At 26.0% G+C, this 17,844-nt stretch carries 16 protein-coding genes; 10 read left to right on the top strand and 6 right to left on the bottom strand.

Going from position 1 to position 17,844, the window contains the following annotated elements; all coding sequences use genetic code 11:
* Positions 1-31 precede the first annotated feature (31 nt).
* Both NG901_RS05350 and NG901_RS05345 read right to left on the bottom strand, forming a co-directional pair.
* On the bottom strand, positions 32-652 hold the full coding sequence (locus tag NG901_RS05350) for a DUF4397 domain-containing protein (protein ID WP_252212716.1): 621 nt from the start codon (positions 650-652) through the stop codon (positions 32-34).
* 10 nt (positions 653-662) lie between these two features.
* Positions 663-1,187, bottom strand: coding sequence for a hypothetical protein (locus NG901_RS05345; protein WP_252212715.1), 525 nt, complete (start codon positions 1,185-1,187; stop codon positions 663-665).
* A 169-nt stretch (positions 1,188-1,356) separates the two neighbouring features.
* Between NG901_RS05345 and NG901_RS05340 the strand changes: the two genes are divergently transcribed.
* Complete coding sequence (locus NG901_RS05340; RefSeq protein ID WP_252212714.1) at positions 1,357-2,664, top strand: aminotransferase class V-fold PLP-dependent enzyme; 1,308 nt, start codon at positions 1,357-1,359, stop codon at positions 2,662-2,664.
* Between the two features lie 129 nt (positions 2,665-2,793).
* Here NG901_RS05340 and NG901_RS05335 read toward each other — a convergent pair whose 3' ends face one another.
* The gene (locus NG901_RS05335; RefSeq protein ID WP_252212713.1) at positions 2,794-4,011 is read right to left on the bottom strand and encodes a 6-phosphofructokinase; all 1,218 of its coding nucleotides are present in this window, start codon (positions 4,009-4,011) and stop codon (positions 2,794-2,796) included.
* Positions 4,012-4,229: 218 nt separating this feature from the next.
* On the opposite strand from NG901_RS05335, the gene NG901_RS05330 reads away from it, so the two are divergent.
* Entirely contained in the window at positions 4,230-4,781 is a 552-nt protein-coding gene (locus NG901_RS05330; protein ID WP_252212712.1) for a manganese efflux pump MntP, read from the top strand.
* 62 nt (positions 4,782-4,843) lie between these two features.
* Complete coding sequence (locus NG901_RS05325) at positions 4,844-5,257, top strand: Fur family transcriptional regulator (RefSeq protein WP_252212711.1); 414 nt, start codon at positions 4,844-4,846, stop codon at positions 5,255-5,257.
* A 248-nt stretch (positions 5,258-5,505) separates the two neighbouring features.
* On the opposite strand, the gene NG901_RS05320 is transcribed toward NG901_RS05325, so the two are convergent.
* The 3 genes from NG901_RS05320 to NG901_RS05310 form a co-directional block, all read right to left on the bottom strand.
* Entirely contained in the window at positions 5,506-6,300 is a 795-nt protein-coding gene (locus tag NG901_RS05320) for a metal ABC transporter permease (protein WP_252212710.1), read from the bottom strand.
* A 32-nt stretch (positions 6,301-6,332) separates the two neighbouring features.
* Positions 6,333-7,007, bottom strand: coding sequence for a metal ABC transporter ATP-binding protein (locus NG901_RS05315; RefSeq protein ID WP_252212709.1), 675 nt, complete (start codon positions 7,005-7,007; stop codon positions 6,333-6,335).
* Between the two features lie 97 nt (positions 7,008-7,104).
* Positions 7,105-7,527 carry a hypothetical protein gene (locus NG901_RS05310; RefSeq protein ID WP_252212708.1) on the bottom strand — a complete coding sequence of 141 codons (423 nt, stop codon included), beginning with the start codon at positions 7,525-7,527 and terminating at the stop codon, positions 7,105-7,107.
* 413 nt (positions 7,528-7,940) lie between these two features.
* On the opposite strand from NG901_RS05310, the gene NG901_RS05305 reads away from it, so the two are divergent.
* From NG901_RS05305 to NG901_RS05275, 7 genes are all read left to right on the top strand, one after another.
* Positions 7,941-8,339 carry a DUF6762 family protein gene (locus NG901_RS05305; protein ID WP_252212707.1) on the top strand — a complete coding sequence of 133 codons (399 nt, stop codon included), beginning with the start codon at positions 7,941-7,943 and terminating at the stop codon, positions 8,337-8,339.
* Positions 8,340-8,384: 45 nt separating this feature from the next.
* Complete coding sequence (pepF, locus tag NG901_RS05300; protein ID WP_252212706.1) at positions 8,385-10,169, top strand: oligoendopeptidase F; 1,785 nt, start codon at positions 8,385-8,387, stop codon at positions 10,167-10,169.
* 180 nt (positions 10,170-10,349) lie between these two features.
* The gene (locus NG901_RS05295) at positions 10,350-11,315 is read left to right on the top strand and encodes a rhomboid family intramembrane serine protease (protein ID WP_252212705.1); all 966 of its coding nucleotides are present in this window, start codon (positions 10,350-10,352) and stop codon (positions 11,313-11,315) included.
* Positions 11,316-11,401: 86 nt separating this feature from the next.
* Complete coding sequence (locus tag NG901_RS05290) at positions 11,402-12,013, top strand: DUF2238 domain-containing protein (protein ID WP_252212704.1); 612 nt, start codon at positions 11,402-11,404, stop codon at positions 12,011-12,013.
* A gap of 173 nt (positions 12,014-12,186) precedes the next feature.
* Positions 12,187-13,539, top strand: a complete 1,353-nt coding sequence (gene gdhA, locus NG901_RS05285; RefSeq protein WP_252212703.1) for an NADP-specific glutamate dehydrogenase — start codon at positions 12,187-12,189, stop codon at positions 13,537-13,539.
* Positions 13,540-14,118: 579 nt separating this feature from the next.
* Entirely contained in the window at positions 14,119-15,549 is a 1,431-nt protein-coding gene (locus tag NG901_RS05280) for a glycosyltransferase family 2 protein (protein WP_252212702.1), read from the top strand.
* 338 nt (positions 15,550-15,887) lie between these two features.
* Positions 15,888-17,837, top strand: coding sequence for a DNA gyrase/topoisomerase IV subunit B (locus NG901_RS05275; RefSeq protein ID WP_252212701.1), 1,950 nt, complete (start codon positions 15,888-15,890; stop codon positions 17,835-17,837).
* Positions 17,838-17,844: the final 7 nt, after the last annotated feature.

Below are 17,844 nucleotides of genomic sequence, written 5' to 3'. Positions count from 1 at the left end.
AAATATATTAAGATAGGTATTATTTATAAAATTACTTTTGTCTATAAGCATCTTTAGTGAGGATATATCCTATTCTAGGCGTGTCATTAAAAATTCCAACTATATAAATTGTTATGAACATATTTTTTTCTAAATTAATATTACTTATAAATTTACTAAAATTATTTTTATCTGATACAACAAAATTATATATTCCAGGAGATACAGGATAGTAATCTGTTGTCTCTAAGTAAGGAATTTCATCAAATAAAAGTGGTCCATCTGGTAATGATAAAGAAATACCAGATAAGTTTGGTGAAAGATTAATAAATCTTACATATGATAGTAACGGATTAGCTTCAAATTCACCATCATCTAATTTAAAAAATGCTACTTCTTTATTTTCATAAGTTATATTTATAGTTGAATACGAGAGTGGTAATATTTCTATAGTTTTAGATATAAGGGGAGTGTCATAAGTATAGGCCTTATATAATTTAATATCATATTTACCGGGAGCTATATTTATATAATTTGAAACTTCTCCAAATGAGATATTAGAATATAGTGGTTTATCATTTGCATAAATATCAACACTTAAAGATTCAGGAATAGCATGTATAAACCTTACATTAGATTCTATATCAGGTAAGGAATTTCTAAATAAAAACATATAATTTCACCTACCTTTTTTCACAATATTGTAGTGACAATGTTATTATTCTTTTAATAATCATCCTAGCCATTGGATAAGGAATACCATAACGTAAAAGTGTATTCAATATATTAGGATTATTTTTTTCAATTCTTAAATAAATTCTATTTACATCATTATCGGGCTTAGCACGCTCTAAATCTTCATTTTCATTTAAATCTAAATCAAAACCTCTTAATATTTTATCAGGAGTCAATTCAGAGGGATTTTCTTCTTTTATAGCATGATTTTTTGTGTGACAATTTTCATTTAATTCATTAACATAACAGTATAGCTCAGATTCAACAGTTTCATCTGGAAATAAGTCTGAAGAATTAATATCACCTCTAAAATTATGATCAGGTTCATTATCGAAGAGAGAATTATTAACCTTAAAAAGGGGTGTTAATGATGAATGATTACAGCGAAAATTAAAAATGTTTTGTAGTGGCATAAAATTGTAATCAAAGTCATTATTACATTTAATATTCATATATTTTTTATCAGGTTTCATTTTTTTACAATACCTCCATATATTATCTTAATAACTATATGACTATAAAAGACTATTTGTTACACTTTATAATATGAATTTATATACATATATATTACTTAAATTAACTACATTCCTTGGTGACACAATAAAAGCTACATTTGAATAGGATATATTGGAGGAGATGTATATGAGGATAAAAAATGAGGAGAACGTTAGAGATTTATTTCTTGGAATAGATGAAAAAGTTTATGATTATAGAGGTCATGGCATAAATTCAATAAATTTTGATAATGCAGCAACTACACCTACTTTTAAATCTAATTTTTCATATATGAAAAAACTCAGTAAAACTTACGCATCTATAGGCAGAGGTACAGGTCAAAAAGCGGAAATAACTACTGAGTTATATTATGAATCAAAAAAATTTTTAATGGATTTTTTTAATATAAAAAATAGAGATAAATATGTTGTAATCTATGTTAATAATACAACAGAAGCTTTAAATAAACTTGCTAAAACATTAATTAAAAAAGATGATGAAATTGTTCTTATATCAAGAATGGAGCATCATTCAAATGATTTGCCTTGGAGAAATAGAGGAAAAGTTGATTATATAGAAGTTAATAAAGAAGGAAGATTAAAAATTGAAGAGTTAGAAGAAAAGTTAAAAAGTAATCTTGGAAAAATAAAATATGTATCCCTAACTGGTGCATCTAATGTAACTGGATATATAAACAATATTCATGAAATAGCCAAAATAGTTCATCAATATGGTGCTAAATTAATAGTAGATGCAGCTCAACTTGTAGCTCATAAAAAAATTAGTATTAGCGGAAATTCAAAAGAAGAGGATATAGACTTTTTAGTATTTTCTTCTCATAAAATATATTCTCCATTTGGAATAGGTGTAATAATAGGTTTAAAAGAAGATTTTATAAATTCTCTTCCAGACTATTCAGGTGGAGGAACAGTGGAGCTGGTTTTAGATAATGAAGTAACTTATCTTAAGCCACCAGAAAAAAATGAAGCAGGGACTCCAAATTTTTTAGGAGTAATGTCTTTAATAAATTCATTAAGAGAATTAAGGGATATAGGATATCAATTTATTGAAGAACATGAGAAAGTTCTTTTAAAAAGAATGTTGCAAGGCCTTGAAAGCATTCCACAAATAATTAATTACGGTGATACTTTTAATATTTATGATAGGCTTGGAATAGCTGTTTTTAATATAAATGAATTTTATGACAAAGAAGTAGCTGAAATATTAGCTAAGAGGCGTGGAATAGCAGTAAGGCATGGATGGTTTTGTGCACATCCTTATTGTAGAAGGCTTATGGGAATAAGCGAAGAAGAAGCAAGTTCTTTTTTAAATGACGAAACAAAAAGAATGCCAGGAATGATTAGAGTAAGTTTTGCAGTATATAATACAGAAAAGGAAATAGATTTCTTTTTAAATACAGTAGAAGATATTGCAAGAGGAAATTTAACTTTATAAATAATGAACTTTTAGATATATTCTAAAAGTTCATTATTTAGATAATATGAAATCTTGGTTATATTAGATTTTTATAGTAAGAGAGTTATTAGTTTGAGTTTAATAACTCTTTTACTCAGTTAAACATAATTAGACATTAAAAACTTTATATTGTGGTAAGTTATTTTCTAGTTTTAAATTAGGAATATTTTTTACTAATGGTGAAAAATACTCACAAGCTTCTTCTTTTAAAAAGTTTCCATCCTCATTAATCCATTCAGAAGGGAAGTACCTAACATTATTAGCTACTTTATCAGCGTCTACTAAGAAATAAGATGATTTATAGTCTTTAGAATCTTCACGTTTTATAGCAACCATTTTACCACTTTCATTATTTGCTGCACTTTGTAAAGCTACATAACCAACATCATAAGCTTCATTTAAATCAGAATCAGATGCAAAGTGCATAGCACAACGTTGTAAAATTCCTAGTTCTAAAGCCTTTACTCTTTTAGTTATACCGGCATCAAGAAGTAAACTTCTTAGATACTTACTAACACCACCTAATTGGGCATGTCCAAAATTATCATTAGAAACACATTGGAATTCAGATATAAATTTACCAGTTTCATCTTTAATACCTTCTGATACAACAATATAAACTTTATTTTGTTTTTTAAATCTTTCTCTAACATCATTTATAAATTGGTATTTATCAAAAACAGTTTCAGGAAGATAAATGAAATCAGCAACAGGTTTGTTATCTATTTTTGCTATGCAAGCTGAAGCTGCTAGCCAACCTGTGTCTCGTCCCATAGTCTCTAATATAAATATACCATTATTTATATAAACTGAAGAATCTAGATAAGTTTCTAATACTGATGTTGTAATGAACTTTGCTGCGCTACCAAAGCCAGGTGTATGATCTGTAAACATTAAATCATTATCAATGGTTTTAGGAATTCCTATAAATTTTATATCAATATTATTTTTTTTAGAATAAGCAGAAAGTTTGGCAATTGTATCCATTGAATCATTTCCACCTACATAAAAAAATGAAGTTATATCATATTCTTTTAATATTTTTATTAAATTTTCATATTCATCACAAGAATTATCGGGATTTTGTAATTTATATCTACAAGATCCTAACCCAGAAGATGGTGTATATCTAAAAGTTTGTAATTCATCTTCATTAATTAAGGTAAGATCAATTATATTTTTATTTAAAATTCCTTCAATACCATTTAAGCCACCATAGACCTTATCAAAAACTTTAAGTGACTTGTTAGCGTGTATTAATCCTACTACACTAGAATTAATAACAGAAGTTGGACCACCAGATTGTGCAATAATACAATTAGACATAAAAACGCTCCTTTTTAAAACATAATAGTATAAATGTGATATACTATTTACTTATTAGTAATACTCTATTTAATAATATACAACAAAAAGTACATTAAATAAATAGTTTTTTTGATAAATATTAAATTAATTAATTATTTTTGCATATATTTTCAGTTTCATAATAATAATTATTATTATAGATAGTAATTTTAATAGATATAAGGAAAGTGATTATTATGGGTTTAAGCGAAGTTATATTAATAGGAATTATATTAGCTATGGATGCGTTTGGCGTAACACTGAGTATAGGATTAAATTCTATACTTACTTACAGAAATAAAATAAAATTTATACTGTCATTTGCTTTTTTTCAGTTTTTGTTTACTTATGTTGGAGGTACTATAGGATATTTATTTGATCTCTATATTGTAAATATATCTTCTTTGGCAGGTGGTATAATACTTTTTATTATAGGTATACTTATGATATTTGATGGATTGAATAATGAGAAAAATGATGTATTAGAGAAGAGTAGTACTTGTATAATACTAGGAGTATCTGTAAGCATAGATGCGTTAGTTGTTGGATTTACTACTCTTCATAATTTAAACAATAGTTTACTTCTTATATTAGATTCTTTGCTTATAGGGCTTATAACATTGATAATATGTTTAAGTGGATTATTTTTATGTAAATATATAAGAAAGATTAGTTTTATAAGTAAATATGCTGATTTTTTAGCAGGAGTTATATTAATATTATTTGGATTAAAAATGGTATTCTTTTAGTATAGTTCTTTAATAATCATGTGTTATAATAAACTTAAGAATGTTTATTAGGGGATATACTAATGGATTTAAAAGAATTTTTAAAAAATAAGAATATAAAAGTAACCAAAGGAAGAATTGAGATATTAGAAATATTAAGAATTTCTAATAATAGTTTGAGCGCAGAAAAAATATATCAAATATGTAGATGTGATAATATAAATATTAATTTAAGTACTATTTATAGAACATTAGAGTTATTTGAAGAAAAAGATATAATTGATAAAATTGTTCTTGAAGATGGAGTATTTTCTTATAAATTAAAGAAAAAGACTCATATGCATTTTTTAAAATGTGATATTTGTCATAAAGAAGTTGAGATTCCATGTCCTATGATTCAAATACAAGAACTTGTAGAAAACAAAACTGGTTTTACATTAACAGAACATAACCTTATTCTTAAAGGTGTATGTCAAGAGTGCAAAAAAAATAAGTAAAGTATAGATAGAGTTCTTAACTTCAAATTGAGTTTATAAAGTATTGAGAATTAAAAAAATCGTTATTTTAAAAGCGTTTTGCCATTATTAAAATTATAGATGATATCTATGTGGGATAAAGGATAGGATTTTGCTTTAAGAATATTAAATTATTGATAATACTAATAAAACAGAACTAAATAAAAAATGCTACATAAGAATTTATTTTTAAAATAAATGTTTATGTAGCATTTTTTATTACCTATGTTTTAATGATTTTTGTTAGAAGTAAAAATTAAAGTTAATATTAGCATTATTACTGAAGTTAAAGCAATTGTTCCTCCAGGAGCGCTATTAAGATAATATGATAAAACTAGACCTAATATAACATCTATTAACCCAAAGATTATAGAAAAAATTAGTGTTTTATTAAACCCCTTTTTTAATTGCATAGCAGTTGCTACAGGAACTACCATTATTGATGAAACAACTAAAATTCCCATTATTTGAATAGAAAGAGATATGGTTGCACCAACTAATAATGTAAATATGTAATTTATAAGTTTAACATTTATTCCAACAGTTTTAGCACCACTTTCATCAAATGTTACATATATTAATTTATTATAAATTATAAGTAAAAGTATTATACAAACAGCACCAATCAATGCAATTAGTAAAATATCTGCTCTTGTTACAGTTAATATACTACCAAATAAAAAAGAATCTACTTTAGCAACAGCTTTACCGCTACTTACTAATATAATTGCAATACCTAAACTTAAGGTCAATACAATAGACATAACTAATTCAGAATATTTTTTATAATAATCTCTTAGAAATTCTATTATTATTGCACAAAGTGATGTAAATAAAAAAGCAGTAATTATTGGATTTGTTCCTATTACGAGGCCAATAGCTACTCCAGCAAAGGATGAGTGTGATAATGTATCTCCGATCATAGAATTTCTTCTAAGAACAATAAATAGACCAATAAATGGACAAAGTATTGCTACTATAATTCCAGCCATAAAGGCATTTTGCATAAAACTTAATTCAAACATATATAATTACCTTTCTAAAATTAATAAAATATTTACATTGCGCAAGACTTATGATGTTCACATTCAAGATAATTAATAAATTCTTTTTTAGTATATAAAGTAAGAATACCACTATTAACTTTTAAAATATGAGTAGAATACTTAAGTGCAACATCTGTATTATGTTCAACAGATATAATTGTTTTGTTTAAATCTTCATTTAAACTTTTTAATAAAGGATAGATTTCATTCTGACTTTTTTCATCAACTCCAGTTGATGGTTCATCTAATATTATTAAATCAGGATTCCCTATAAGGGCTTTTGCAATAAATATTCTTTGTTGTTGCCCTCCAGATAAATTTCCAATTAATGAATTTTTGAAGTTTTTCATATTAACTTTATTTAATACGTCATCTATTTCAGTAGTTTTTTTAATTCCCATGGTTTTTGCATGCATTGTTAACAGTTCTTTTACTGTTATAGGAAATTGAGAATTAAAATTATCTAATCTTTGAGGTACATAAGAAATTTTATTAAAATCTAAAGTTATTGAACCTGATGTTGGTTTTAATAATCCAAGTACCAATTTTATAAATGTACTTTTACAACTACCATTTTCACCTAGTATTGATAAGTAAACACCACCAGGTATATCAAGTGTAATATTCTCTAATAAAAGTTCAGATTTGTTTGTATATGAAAATGATAAATCTTTTATTTTTATCAAAAAGTAATCAACTCCTTAAAAATAATATATTTAGACATTATATTATATAACGCCTAAATATATTATATACTTAGTTGCAAATTGTTTGCAACTATTACTAATTATATACTTCATCTAGTACCCAAAAATTACTTTTATCTTTTTTAAAATTTCCTTTTAAAATTGTTTTTTTATGAGGTTCTTCTTTTGATAATCCGGAAGCTTCTACAAGAGCATTTTCTCCATCAGAATAAATTAATGACATTTCTTGAACTCTAAGAAGCTTATCTTTTTTATCAAAGCCGTTAGTAAAATAATGTTCAACAGAATAAGCTAAATCAGCACATCTTTTTTGAATATATATTTCTTTTGTAATAATAAAAGAAGAAAGAACTAAAGTAATTAAAATTAAAAATGTGCAGATATAACGTTTTAAAATAGTTCTTTTTTGTTTTTTCTTTACCTTTTGTTTCTTATATCGATTTAAATCAATTGTATTATTTTTTTTTATATTTCTACTATAAAACTCCTGCCTCTCCATAAACACCTCCTGTAATGTTTTTAATATGTTTTGGAAATTAAAAAAATTCTAATAATACAAAACTAAAGGTTAACATAATATAAAATGTTGTAAGAAAATATTACCATATATTTACAAATATTTAAATGTTTTTTATACATAAAATGGAAAAATATAATAAATAAAAGCAATTCTATTGCTTATTAAGATAAAATATACTTATAATGTATTTAGGCACAATCAAAAAAATAACAAGTCCATTTGCCAGCCTATTTTTCATCGTGCTGCGTCGTCAAATTGACCTAATAGGCACGCTAGGAGGTCAATTCATCTTCTTGCTTGATGAAAAATATTCATTGCAACTTTGAACTTATTATTTATTTTCATGTGCCTTATTATAAATGAACAAATATTTAAAAGGATGGTGCTGAATTATGGAATTTTCAAGTTTAGTTTTAATAGAGAAAGATAGTGAAACAGGATTTATAAAGAAAGAGTTAGGAAGTTTTGAAGTAAGTGAAGGTGGATTATTTGTTAAAAAGTTTTATGTATTAGATGGAATCGTACATATGTATTTTGATACTAATAAAAATGTAGAAGAATGGGAATATTCAGCTATATATGATTTATTTAATACAGAAAGATTCACTGAAAAAGGATATGAAATAGAAGAGGATTTAGATGAATATGATCCAACATATGTTATAAAATTTAAATATGAAGATGATTTTGATTTTATTAAAGAAAAAATACACGAATGCATAACATTAATACAAGAAGAAATGAATAATGTATGGGAAAATATCAAAGATAAGAAAGAAGAATATATTTAAAATTTCAAAGTATTTACTATTGTAATTTAAATAGGAGGTAAATTAATGGAAGAATTGAAAAAGAGAGAAGAAATTGAATCCAAATTTAAATGGAAAGTAGAAAAAATATATGAAAATATTGATGAGTGGGAAAAAGAATTTAATGATTTAAAAAATGAAGCTCATAGCTTAAAAGATTTTTCAGGTAAATTAAATTGTGGAGAAAGTATATTAGAGTATTTAAAGTTAAGTGAAGAAATATCAAGAAAAGCAGAAAAGTTATATATATATGCTCATTTAAAGTCTGATGAAGATACTTCAAATGCAACATATCAAAGTTTAATGAGCAAAATTGATATATATATGGCTGAGTTTGCAAGTTATACAGCTTATTTTGTTCCAGAAATATTGAGTTTAGAAGATGGTTTTATAGAAAAAGAAATAGAAAGATTAGATGAATTAAAACCATATAAATTTTTATTTGAAGACATATTAAAAGAAAAACCACATGTATTGTCAAAAGAAATGGAGGAGCTTTTAGCACAAGCTTCTGATTGCTTAGATGCACCATCAGCTATCCATAATATTTTAACTAATGCAGATATGACATTTGGAAAAATAAAAAATGAAGATGGAAAAGATATAGAATTAACAGAGGGCAATTATTCTTCTTTTATAAGAAGTAAAAATAGGGAACTTAGAAAAAGAGCATTTGAACAGTTATTTGGTGAATATGAGAAACTTCAAAATACATTAGCCACTTCTTTAACTTGCTCAATTAAAAACTTTAATTTTAGCAGCAAAATAAGAAAATATAATTGTGCCTTAGAAGCGTCACTTAAACCTAACAATATACCTTTAGAAGTATATAAAAATGCTGTAAAAGTTATAAATGATAATTTAGATTCTCTTCACAGATATGTAAAAGTGAAAAAGAAACTTTTAGGCTTAGATGAAATTCATATGTATGACTTATATGTTCCAGTTATTGAAACTCCAAAAGAAAAGATAGAGTTTAATGATGGTGTAGATATAGTATTGGATGCACTAAAGCCATTAGGTGATGAATATTTAAGTATATTTAAGAGTGGTATAGAGGATGGTTGGATAGATATATATGAAAATAAAGGTAAAAAAGGTGGAGCATATTCATGGGGTGGATATGATACAATGCCTTATGTATTATTAAATTATAATAATGAACTTGGTGATGTATCTACATTAGCACATGAAATGGGCCATTCAATTCATTCATATTATTCAAGAAAAGAACAACCATACTATTATGCAGGATATACTTTATTCTGTGCAGAAGTTGCATCTACTACAAATGAATCAATACTTATTCATTATTTAATAGATAAAGAAAAAGATGAAAATAAAAAGCTTTATTTGATAAATCAAGAATTAGAGCAAATAAGAACTACAGTATTTAGACAGTTAATGTTTGCAGAGTTTGAATTATATACCCATGAGACTTTAGAAAAAGGAATACCTTTAACTTCTGAAGATTACAATACTAAATGGCATGAATTAAATGTAAAATATTTTGGACCAGATATGGTTGTAGATAAAGAAATAGATATTGAATGGTCAAGAATACCTCATTTCTATTCAGATTTTTATGTTTATCAATATGCTACAGGTTATGCAGCAGCTTCAGCATTTTCTAAAGCTATTTTAGAGAAAAAGGAAAATGCGGTTGAAAAATATAAAGGCTTCTTAAAATCTGGAGGAAGTGATTATCCAATAGATATACTAAGAAATGCAGGTGTTGATATGACTACTGATGAACCTTTAGAAGCAACGATAAAAAGATTTAATGAATTATTAGATATGATTGATTTTTAAAGAATAAGGATATGTTTAAGCAATGTGTTGATATATCTAAAACATAGCTAATAAAAATATATTATATAATGCTGTCTTAATTTTTAAGGCAGCATTTGTATTACTTATGTATATATCAACACTTTTATAAAATATAGCCTGAAAAATATAAATAGATAATAAAAAGGGATGGACTTAAGAATGAAATATTTAGAACAAAAATTATTTAATTTCTTAATAAAAAATGATAATTTTTATATTAAAGAATATTATAGTAAGTTTTATGATAAATTAAATTATATTGCAATAAAGGAATTACCATATGGTAGCTATTGTGTACTAGTTACAAGTGAAGAACATGAAGACATAAACGTAGATGAAGCTGTAACATATTTAAAAACATTAGGAAAAAATTTTGCTTTAAATATAGTGGTATTTTCAAATGGAGAATATTTAGGAAGTAAACAGGAAAATATAAATAAATTAGTTATAAATAAAAAAAATAATAACATAGTTTTATGTGATAAATCATGTGAACCTTTGAAAAATATAATTATTAATATAAATAAAAGCTCTGAATTTAAGTTAAATAAATTTTCAAGAAATAAGAAGAGCACTTTAATTTTAATTGCAATAAATGTGATTATATTCTTATTAACAGTATTTGAATCTAAAAGCATATTATACATAGATATAAATGTATTAATAGATTTTGGAGCTAAATATAATTATTTAATATATCAAGGTGAGATTTGGAGATTAATAACTTGTGCATTTTTACATGGAGGTATAACTCATCTGTTATCTAATATGTATGCATTATATATTTTAGGACCACAAGTAGAAAGAATTTTTGGTGTTAACAAATATTTATGTATATATTTTACATCAGCTATAACTTCAAGTTTATTAAGCATATTATTGAATGAAAATTCAGTATCGGTAGGAGCATCTGGAGCTATATTTGGCTTACTTGGAGCAATACTAGTATTTAGTATAAAAGAAAGACATAGATTAAAAAAGGGGTATATATTAAATTTAGTAGGAATAATAATTTTAACTTTAATGTCTGGATTTACCATTAAGGGTATAGATAATTTAGGGCATATAGGAGGTTTTATTGGTGGTGCAATTATTACTCGCATTTTAATGATTAGAAAAATATAGAGGCTTTAATTTTAAAACAAATTACAGTTAATATTGTTTTAAAAAGTATAGTTTAAGAAGATATATAAATTGAGGAGGAATAAATTTTGAGAAGAAAATTAACATATGATGAAATAATAACAATAATAGTGAGTGCAATATTAGTAATTCACTTACTATTTAATATATTATTTCAGTCAGGTGATAATGTCTTTAGAATTGTATTACTTATTATTACTATTTTTATTGCAAAGTTTGTTTTTTCTGTTACTTTTATTAAACATTGTAAAATGATTTACTTGTTAATTTTAACTTTCATAATTATGGCAATGTATGTAGGCAATGTATTTGATATATATACATATATATATTGTTATGATAAAATACTTCATTTTGTATCTGGAATCATAATTAGTGTTATAGGATTTTCTATATATGTGAATTATACACATAAAGTTAGTGATAAATTAAATCCACTATTTTCACTAATTTTTATATTAAGTTTTTCAATAGCAATGGCTGGCGTTTGGGAGATATGGGAGTTTTCTACGGATAGATTATTTGGTTTAAATTCTCAAAATAATAGTTTGATTGATACTATGCTAGATATAATAATAGGAACATTGGGATCTCTAACAATGTCACCTATGGAATATAGTTGCATTAAAGGCAAAAATATACGATTTTTTAAAAGATTAATTAGTGAAATTATAAAATAATCCTGAAATTATAATTGGTAAATTAATAATAAATAGCGACTTTATATGATATAATGTGAATTTTTATATTATTTTAATAATATTATAGCAAAATAATACCTCAAGGTGTATTATATAAACAAAATCATTTAAACTAAAATAATTGATTGTAAAATTTTAAGGAGATGAGTTTAATGGAAGCAAAAGCAATGGAATATGTTGATGGGGTATTAAAAAGGGTTAAAGAGGTTAATAAGGAAGAAACAGAATTTATAGATGCGGTTACTGAAGTATTAAATTCTTTAGTACCAGTATTTGCAAAGCATCCAGAATTTATAGATGCAGCTTTACTTGAGAGAATAGTTGAGCCAGATAGACAAATCATCTTTAGAGTACCTTGGGTAAATGATAATGGGGAAGTAAAGGTAAATAGAGGATTTAGGGTACAATTTAATAATGCCATAGGACCATATAAGGGTGGATTAAGATTTCATCCATCAGTAAATTTAAGTATAATAAAATTCTTGGGTTTTGAACAAATATTTAAAAATTCTTTAACTGGATTACCAATTGGTGGGGGAAAAGGTGGTTCAGATTTTGATCCAAAAGGAAAATCAAATAATGAAATAATGAGGTTCTGTCAAAGTTTTATGGCTGAATTATACAAACACATTGGACCTAATATAGATGTTCCAGCAGGAGACATTGGTGTAGGTGGAAGAGAAATTGGATATCTTTATGGTTACTATAAAAAATTAAGAAATGCTAGTGAACAAGGGGTTTTAACTGGAAAAGGATTAACTTTTGGAGGTAGCTTAGCTAGAACAGAAGCTACTGGATATGGTTTAGTATACTTTACAAATGAAATGTTAAAAGATAATAATATGACATTTGAAGGTAAAAGAGTAGTTATTTCTGGATCCGGAAATGTAGCTATTTATGCTACTCAAAAGGCACAAGAATTAGGTGCAACAGTTGTAGCTTTAAGTGATTCTAATGGATATATATATGATGAAAATGGAATAGATTTAAAAGTTATAAAAGAAATTAAAGAAGTAAAGAGAGGCAGAATAAAGGATTATTTAATTTATGTACCAAGTGCTAAGTATGAAGATGGATGCAATGGTATTTGGAAAATTAAATGTGATATAGCATTACCTTGTGCAACTCAAGGAGAAATTGACTCGGAAAGTGCAAAAATATTAGTGAATAATGGAGTTCAAGCAGTAGCAGAGGGTGCTAATATGCCATCAACTTTAGATGCAATAGATATATTCCAAAATAATAATGTGTTATTTGGACCAGCAAAAGCGGCTAATGCTGGAGGCGTTGCTTGTTCGGCTCTTGAAATGTCACAAAATAGTTTGAGATTATCATGGACATTTGAAGAAGTAGATGAAAAACTTAAAGATATAATGAAAAATATATATAACAACTCTAAAAATGCAGCAGGAGAATATGGTAATTCAGGAAATATTGTAGCTGGAGCTAACATAGCTGGATTTATGAAAGTAGCAGAAGCTATGATAAGTCAGGGAATTATATAATTTTTTTACTTTTATATCAATAAAACATTTATAAATTTATAAAAATTAACTTTAGGTAAATGGAAATAAGTAACAAGTCCAAAGTTGCAATTGATATTTTTCATCAGGCAAGAAGATGAATTGAACTCATAGCGTTCCTATTAGGTCAATATGACGACGTAGCATGATGAAAAATAGACTGGTAAATGGACTTGTTATTTTTATAGAAAAAATTTATTTTAATTTTAGGTTTTTGAAAAAATAAAATTAAGATAAAAAGGATTTTTTAATTACAAAAATTACATTAATAAATATTCGAATATATGCAAATTATAAAGATATAGAATTAAAGTATGATTTATAATATTTATTAATTTACCAAAAAGAAATAAGCATTATTAAATAAATGATAAAGAAACTAAGAAAACTCATGGTAAATGATTACAAAAAACGCAAATAAAACAATCTTAATTTTATCTTAAGAAAAACATACTTGATTTTTTATTTATATTGAAATATATTAAATAAAGGTGTAATTAAAATGTGTAGATAAAATAATAAGTGAAGAATTAGCTTCATTTAACATTAGGAGTGAATGTAATGGGAAAAAATATTTTTACCATAACAACAACGATATTTCAAATATTTGTAATTATATTAACTTTATATTATATGGTGTTAGGTTTTTTTGGTCTTATTAGGAAAAAGGAAAAGAAAAATTATACTCCTAATAAGAAATTTGCGTTATTAATTGCAGCACATAATGAAGAAGTAGTTATTGGTAAATTAATTGAAAGTATGTTAAATCTTAATTATCCCAAAGATATGTATGATGTTTTTGTTATAGCAGATAATTGTACTGACAATACTGCTAAAATATCAAAAAAATATGGTGTTAATGTCTGTGAAAGATTTAATAAAGATAAACGTGGCAAAGGTTATGCTTTAGAATGGATGTTTGATAACTTATCTAAAATGAAAAAACAATATGATGCAGTAGCTATATTTGATGCTGACAATCTAGTTCATAAGGATTTTTTACAAGAAATTAATTCTAAAATGAATGATGGATATAAAGTTGTACAAGGCTATATTGATAGTAAAAATCCTGAAGATTCATGGATAGCAACTTCATATTCAATAGCTTTTTGGACTCAAAATAGGATGTTCCAATTAGCTAGAGAAAATGTAGGATTTTCTAATCAAATAGGTGGAACAGGTTTTGCAATAGAAACTGAAACTTTAAAAGAATTAGGTTGGGGAGCAACTTGCTTGACTGAGGACTTAGAATTTACATGTAAGCTTGTGCTAAATGGAGAAAAAGTAGGATGGGCTCATGATGCTATAATTTATGATGAGAAACCACTAAAATTATCTCAATCATGGACTCAAAGAAAAAGATGGATGCAGGGATTTACAGATGTAGCATCAAGATATTTTTGGAAGTTAACTAAAAAGTCAATTAAAGAAAGAAAATGGTATATATTTGATTGTGCATTATATGTATTACAACCATTCATTACTTTGATGTTAGCTGCATCAGCAATTTTAACAATAATACAATTAGATACATCAGGACATGATATATTTGTTTTGAGTCAAGTATTCCAAGGAAATGTGTGGGTTGGTATAGGAATTAAGGTATTTGCTTTAATACAATTTATAATTACTCCATTAATATTGGCAGTTGAAAGAAAGATATCTAGGGGTTTCTTTGTAATGACAGCGTTGTATTCAACTAACATATTTTTTATTCCTTACATTTTAGATATAGTAAAAAATTATGGATTAGATGCAACAAAAAATTATGGTGTAGCATTAGGAATTACTTTGGGATTTAATGTATTATTCTTATTAGCAGTCTTCTTATTATTAGGAAAGAGTAATTTAGTATTATTTTTCAGATTCTTATTATATGGATTATATACTATAACTTGGGTTCCTATTACTATTCAAGGAATATGGAATAAAAATAATAAAGAGTGGAATCATACTAAACACATTAGAAATATTGAAATATGTGATGTTTAAATTTGTTATATAGAATTAGATTTAAAGAGTGCTTAAAAGGTGTAATAAAGCTTAAAATTTTTATTACATAACTAAATAAAGCACTCTTCTTTCGCGTATGGGATATATGGAATATGGTAAATTAAAATTAAATATTTTATTTTTTGACATGAGATGTAAAATAAAGTATATTTTTATAGTATAATAGTACATAAGTTCGCATGTCTGTACTAAAAGTAAATTTACTATAAATAATAGCTATAGTAAACAGTGGAAATATAATATAGAATAGTGAGAGTTAAAATATTAGTACTTACTTAAAAAGATAATAGATTTAAGTATAGTTTTAGGAGGGCCTTATGGAATTAAAAAATAATAATTATGATGTTACTGATTTAACATCTTTAGAGAAGTTGGAACCAGTAAGAATTAGACCTGGTATGTATATAGGGTCTACAGGAACTAAGGGATTACATCATTGTATATGGGAAATATTAGACAATGCTATAGATGAGATTACAAATGGATATGGAGATAAGGTAACTATTATTTTAAATGAAGATAAAAGTGCTACAATTTATGATAATGGTAGAGGAATACCAACAGGAATACATCCTTTAAAGAAAAAATCAGGTGTTGAAATGGTATTTACAGAACTTCATACTGGAGGTAAGTTTGATAATAAAAATTATAAAACTTCTGGAGGACTTCATGGAGTTGGAGCAGCTGTAGTGAATGCTTTATCAAAATGGGTTGAAGTAGAAGTGTATCAAAACAGTAATATTTATAGACAAAGATTTGAATATGCTTTTGATAAGGAGTTAAAAAGATCTATGCCAGGTACACCTGTGAGTAAGTTACAGGTAATTGGAAAGACTGATAAAACAGGAACGAAAGTCACTTTTAAACCTGATTCAGAGGTATTTTCTTCTACAGATTTTAAATTTGATGTTATAGATAGTAGATTGCAAGAGCTAGCATTCCAAAACAAAGGAATAAGATTAGAACTTATAGATAGAAGAAAAGATGAGGAGATTCAAAAAGAATATTACTCAGAAAATGGTCTTTTAGATTTTATTAATTACTTAAATGAAAGCAAAACAGTTATTCATGACAATCCTATTATTTTTGAGGGAGAAAGAACAGTAAATAATCTTCAAGTGCAAGGTGAAATCTGTATACAATTCACAGATTCATCAACAGAGTATATAGCAAGTTATGTGAATAATATACCAACTACTGAAGCTGGAACTCATGAAACTGGATTTAAGACTGGTATGACGAGAGCTTTTAAAGAGGGTGCTAAGAGGCTTAACTTAATAAAAGAAAAGGATAAAGAGTTTGAAGGTAATGATTTAAGAGAAGGTATGACTGCAATACTTAGAATTAAAATTACCAATCCGATTTTTGAAGGACAAACCAAAACTAAACTAGGAAATAATGAAGCGTATACTATGATGAATGATTTAGTATATACTAAATTATTAGAATGGATAGAAGATAATAAGGAGTTAGCAACAACTTTAATTAGTAATGCATTAGAATCTGCAAAGAGAAGAGAAAAAATTAAAAAGATAAATGATGCTGAAAAGAAAAAGGTTGGAGTTGGAACAGCACCTTTAGCAGGTAAAATTGCAGTGTGTACATTAAAAGATAAAAGTGTTAATGAATTTATAGTTGTTGAGGGAGACTCAGCAGGAGGTTCTGCAAAACAAGCAAGAGATAGAAGATTCCAAACTATAATGCCATCTAAAGGTAAAATAATGAACACTGAAAAACAAAAGCTTGAGAATGTTTTAGCTTCAGAAGAGTTAAGAATATTTAATGCGGCAATTGGAACAGGGACATTAGAAAATTATAAACAAGATGATATGAAATATGATAAAGTTATAATAATGAGTGATGCTGATGTAGACGGATATCACATAAGAACATTATGGATGACTTATATTTATAGATATATGAGATCGTTAATTGCAAATGGGCATCTATATTTAGCACAACCACCTTTATACAAAGTATACAAGGTTAATAAAGGTTCTGAGACTGTAAAGTATGCATATAGTGATGAAGAGCTAGAAAAGGCTAAAAAAGAAATTGGGAAAGGTGCATTGATTCAAAGATATAAAGGACTTGGAGAAATGAATCCAGAACAATTATGGGAAACTACTTTAAATCCAGAAACAAGAACTCTTATACAAGTTACAATAGAGGATGCAGCAAAAGCAGAAAAAATGATATCTCTACTTATGGGCGATGTAGTAGAGCCGAGAAAAAATTATATGTATAAATACGGAGAATTCAATTAAGTTAAGA

Source organism: Clostridium sp. CMCC3677 (genome assembly GCF_023845585.1).
Classification (GTDB): Bacteria; Bacillota; Clostridia; order Clostridiales; family Clostridiaceae; genus Clostridium; species Clostridium aquiflavi.
The sequence above is the reverse complement of the archived record's forward strand: the minus strand, read 5'-3'. Positions and strand labels throughout refer to the sequence as shown.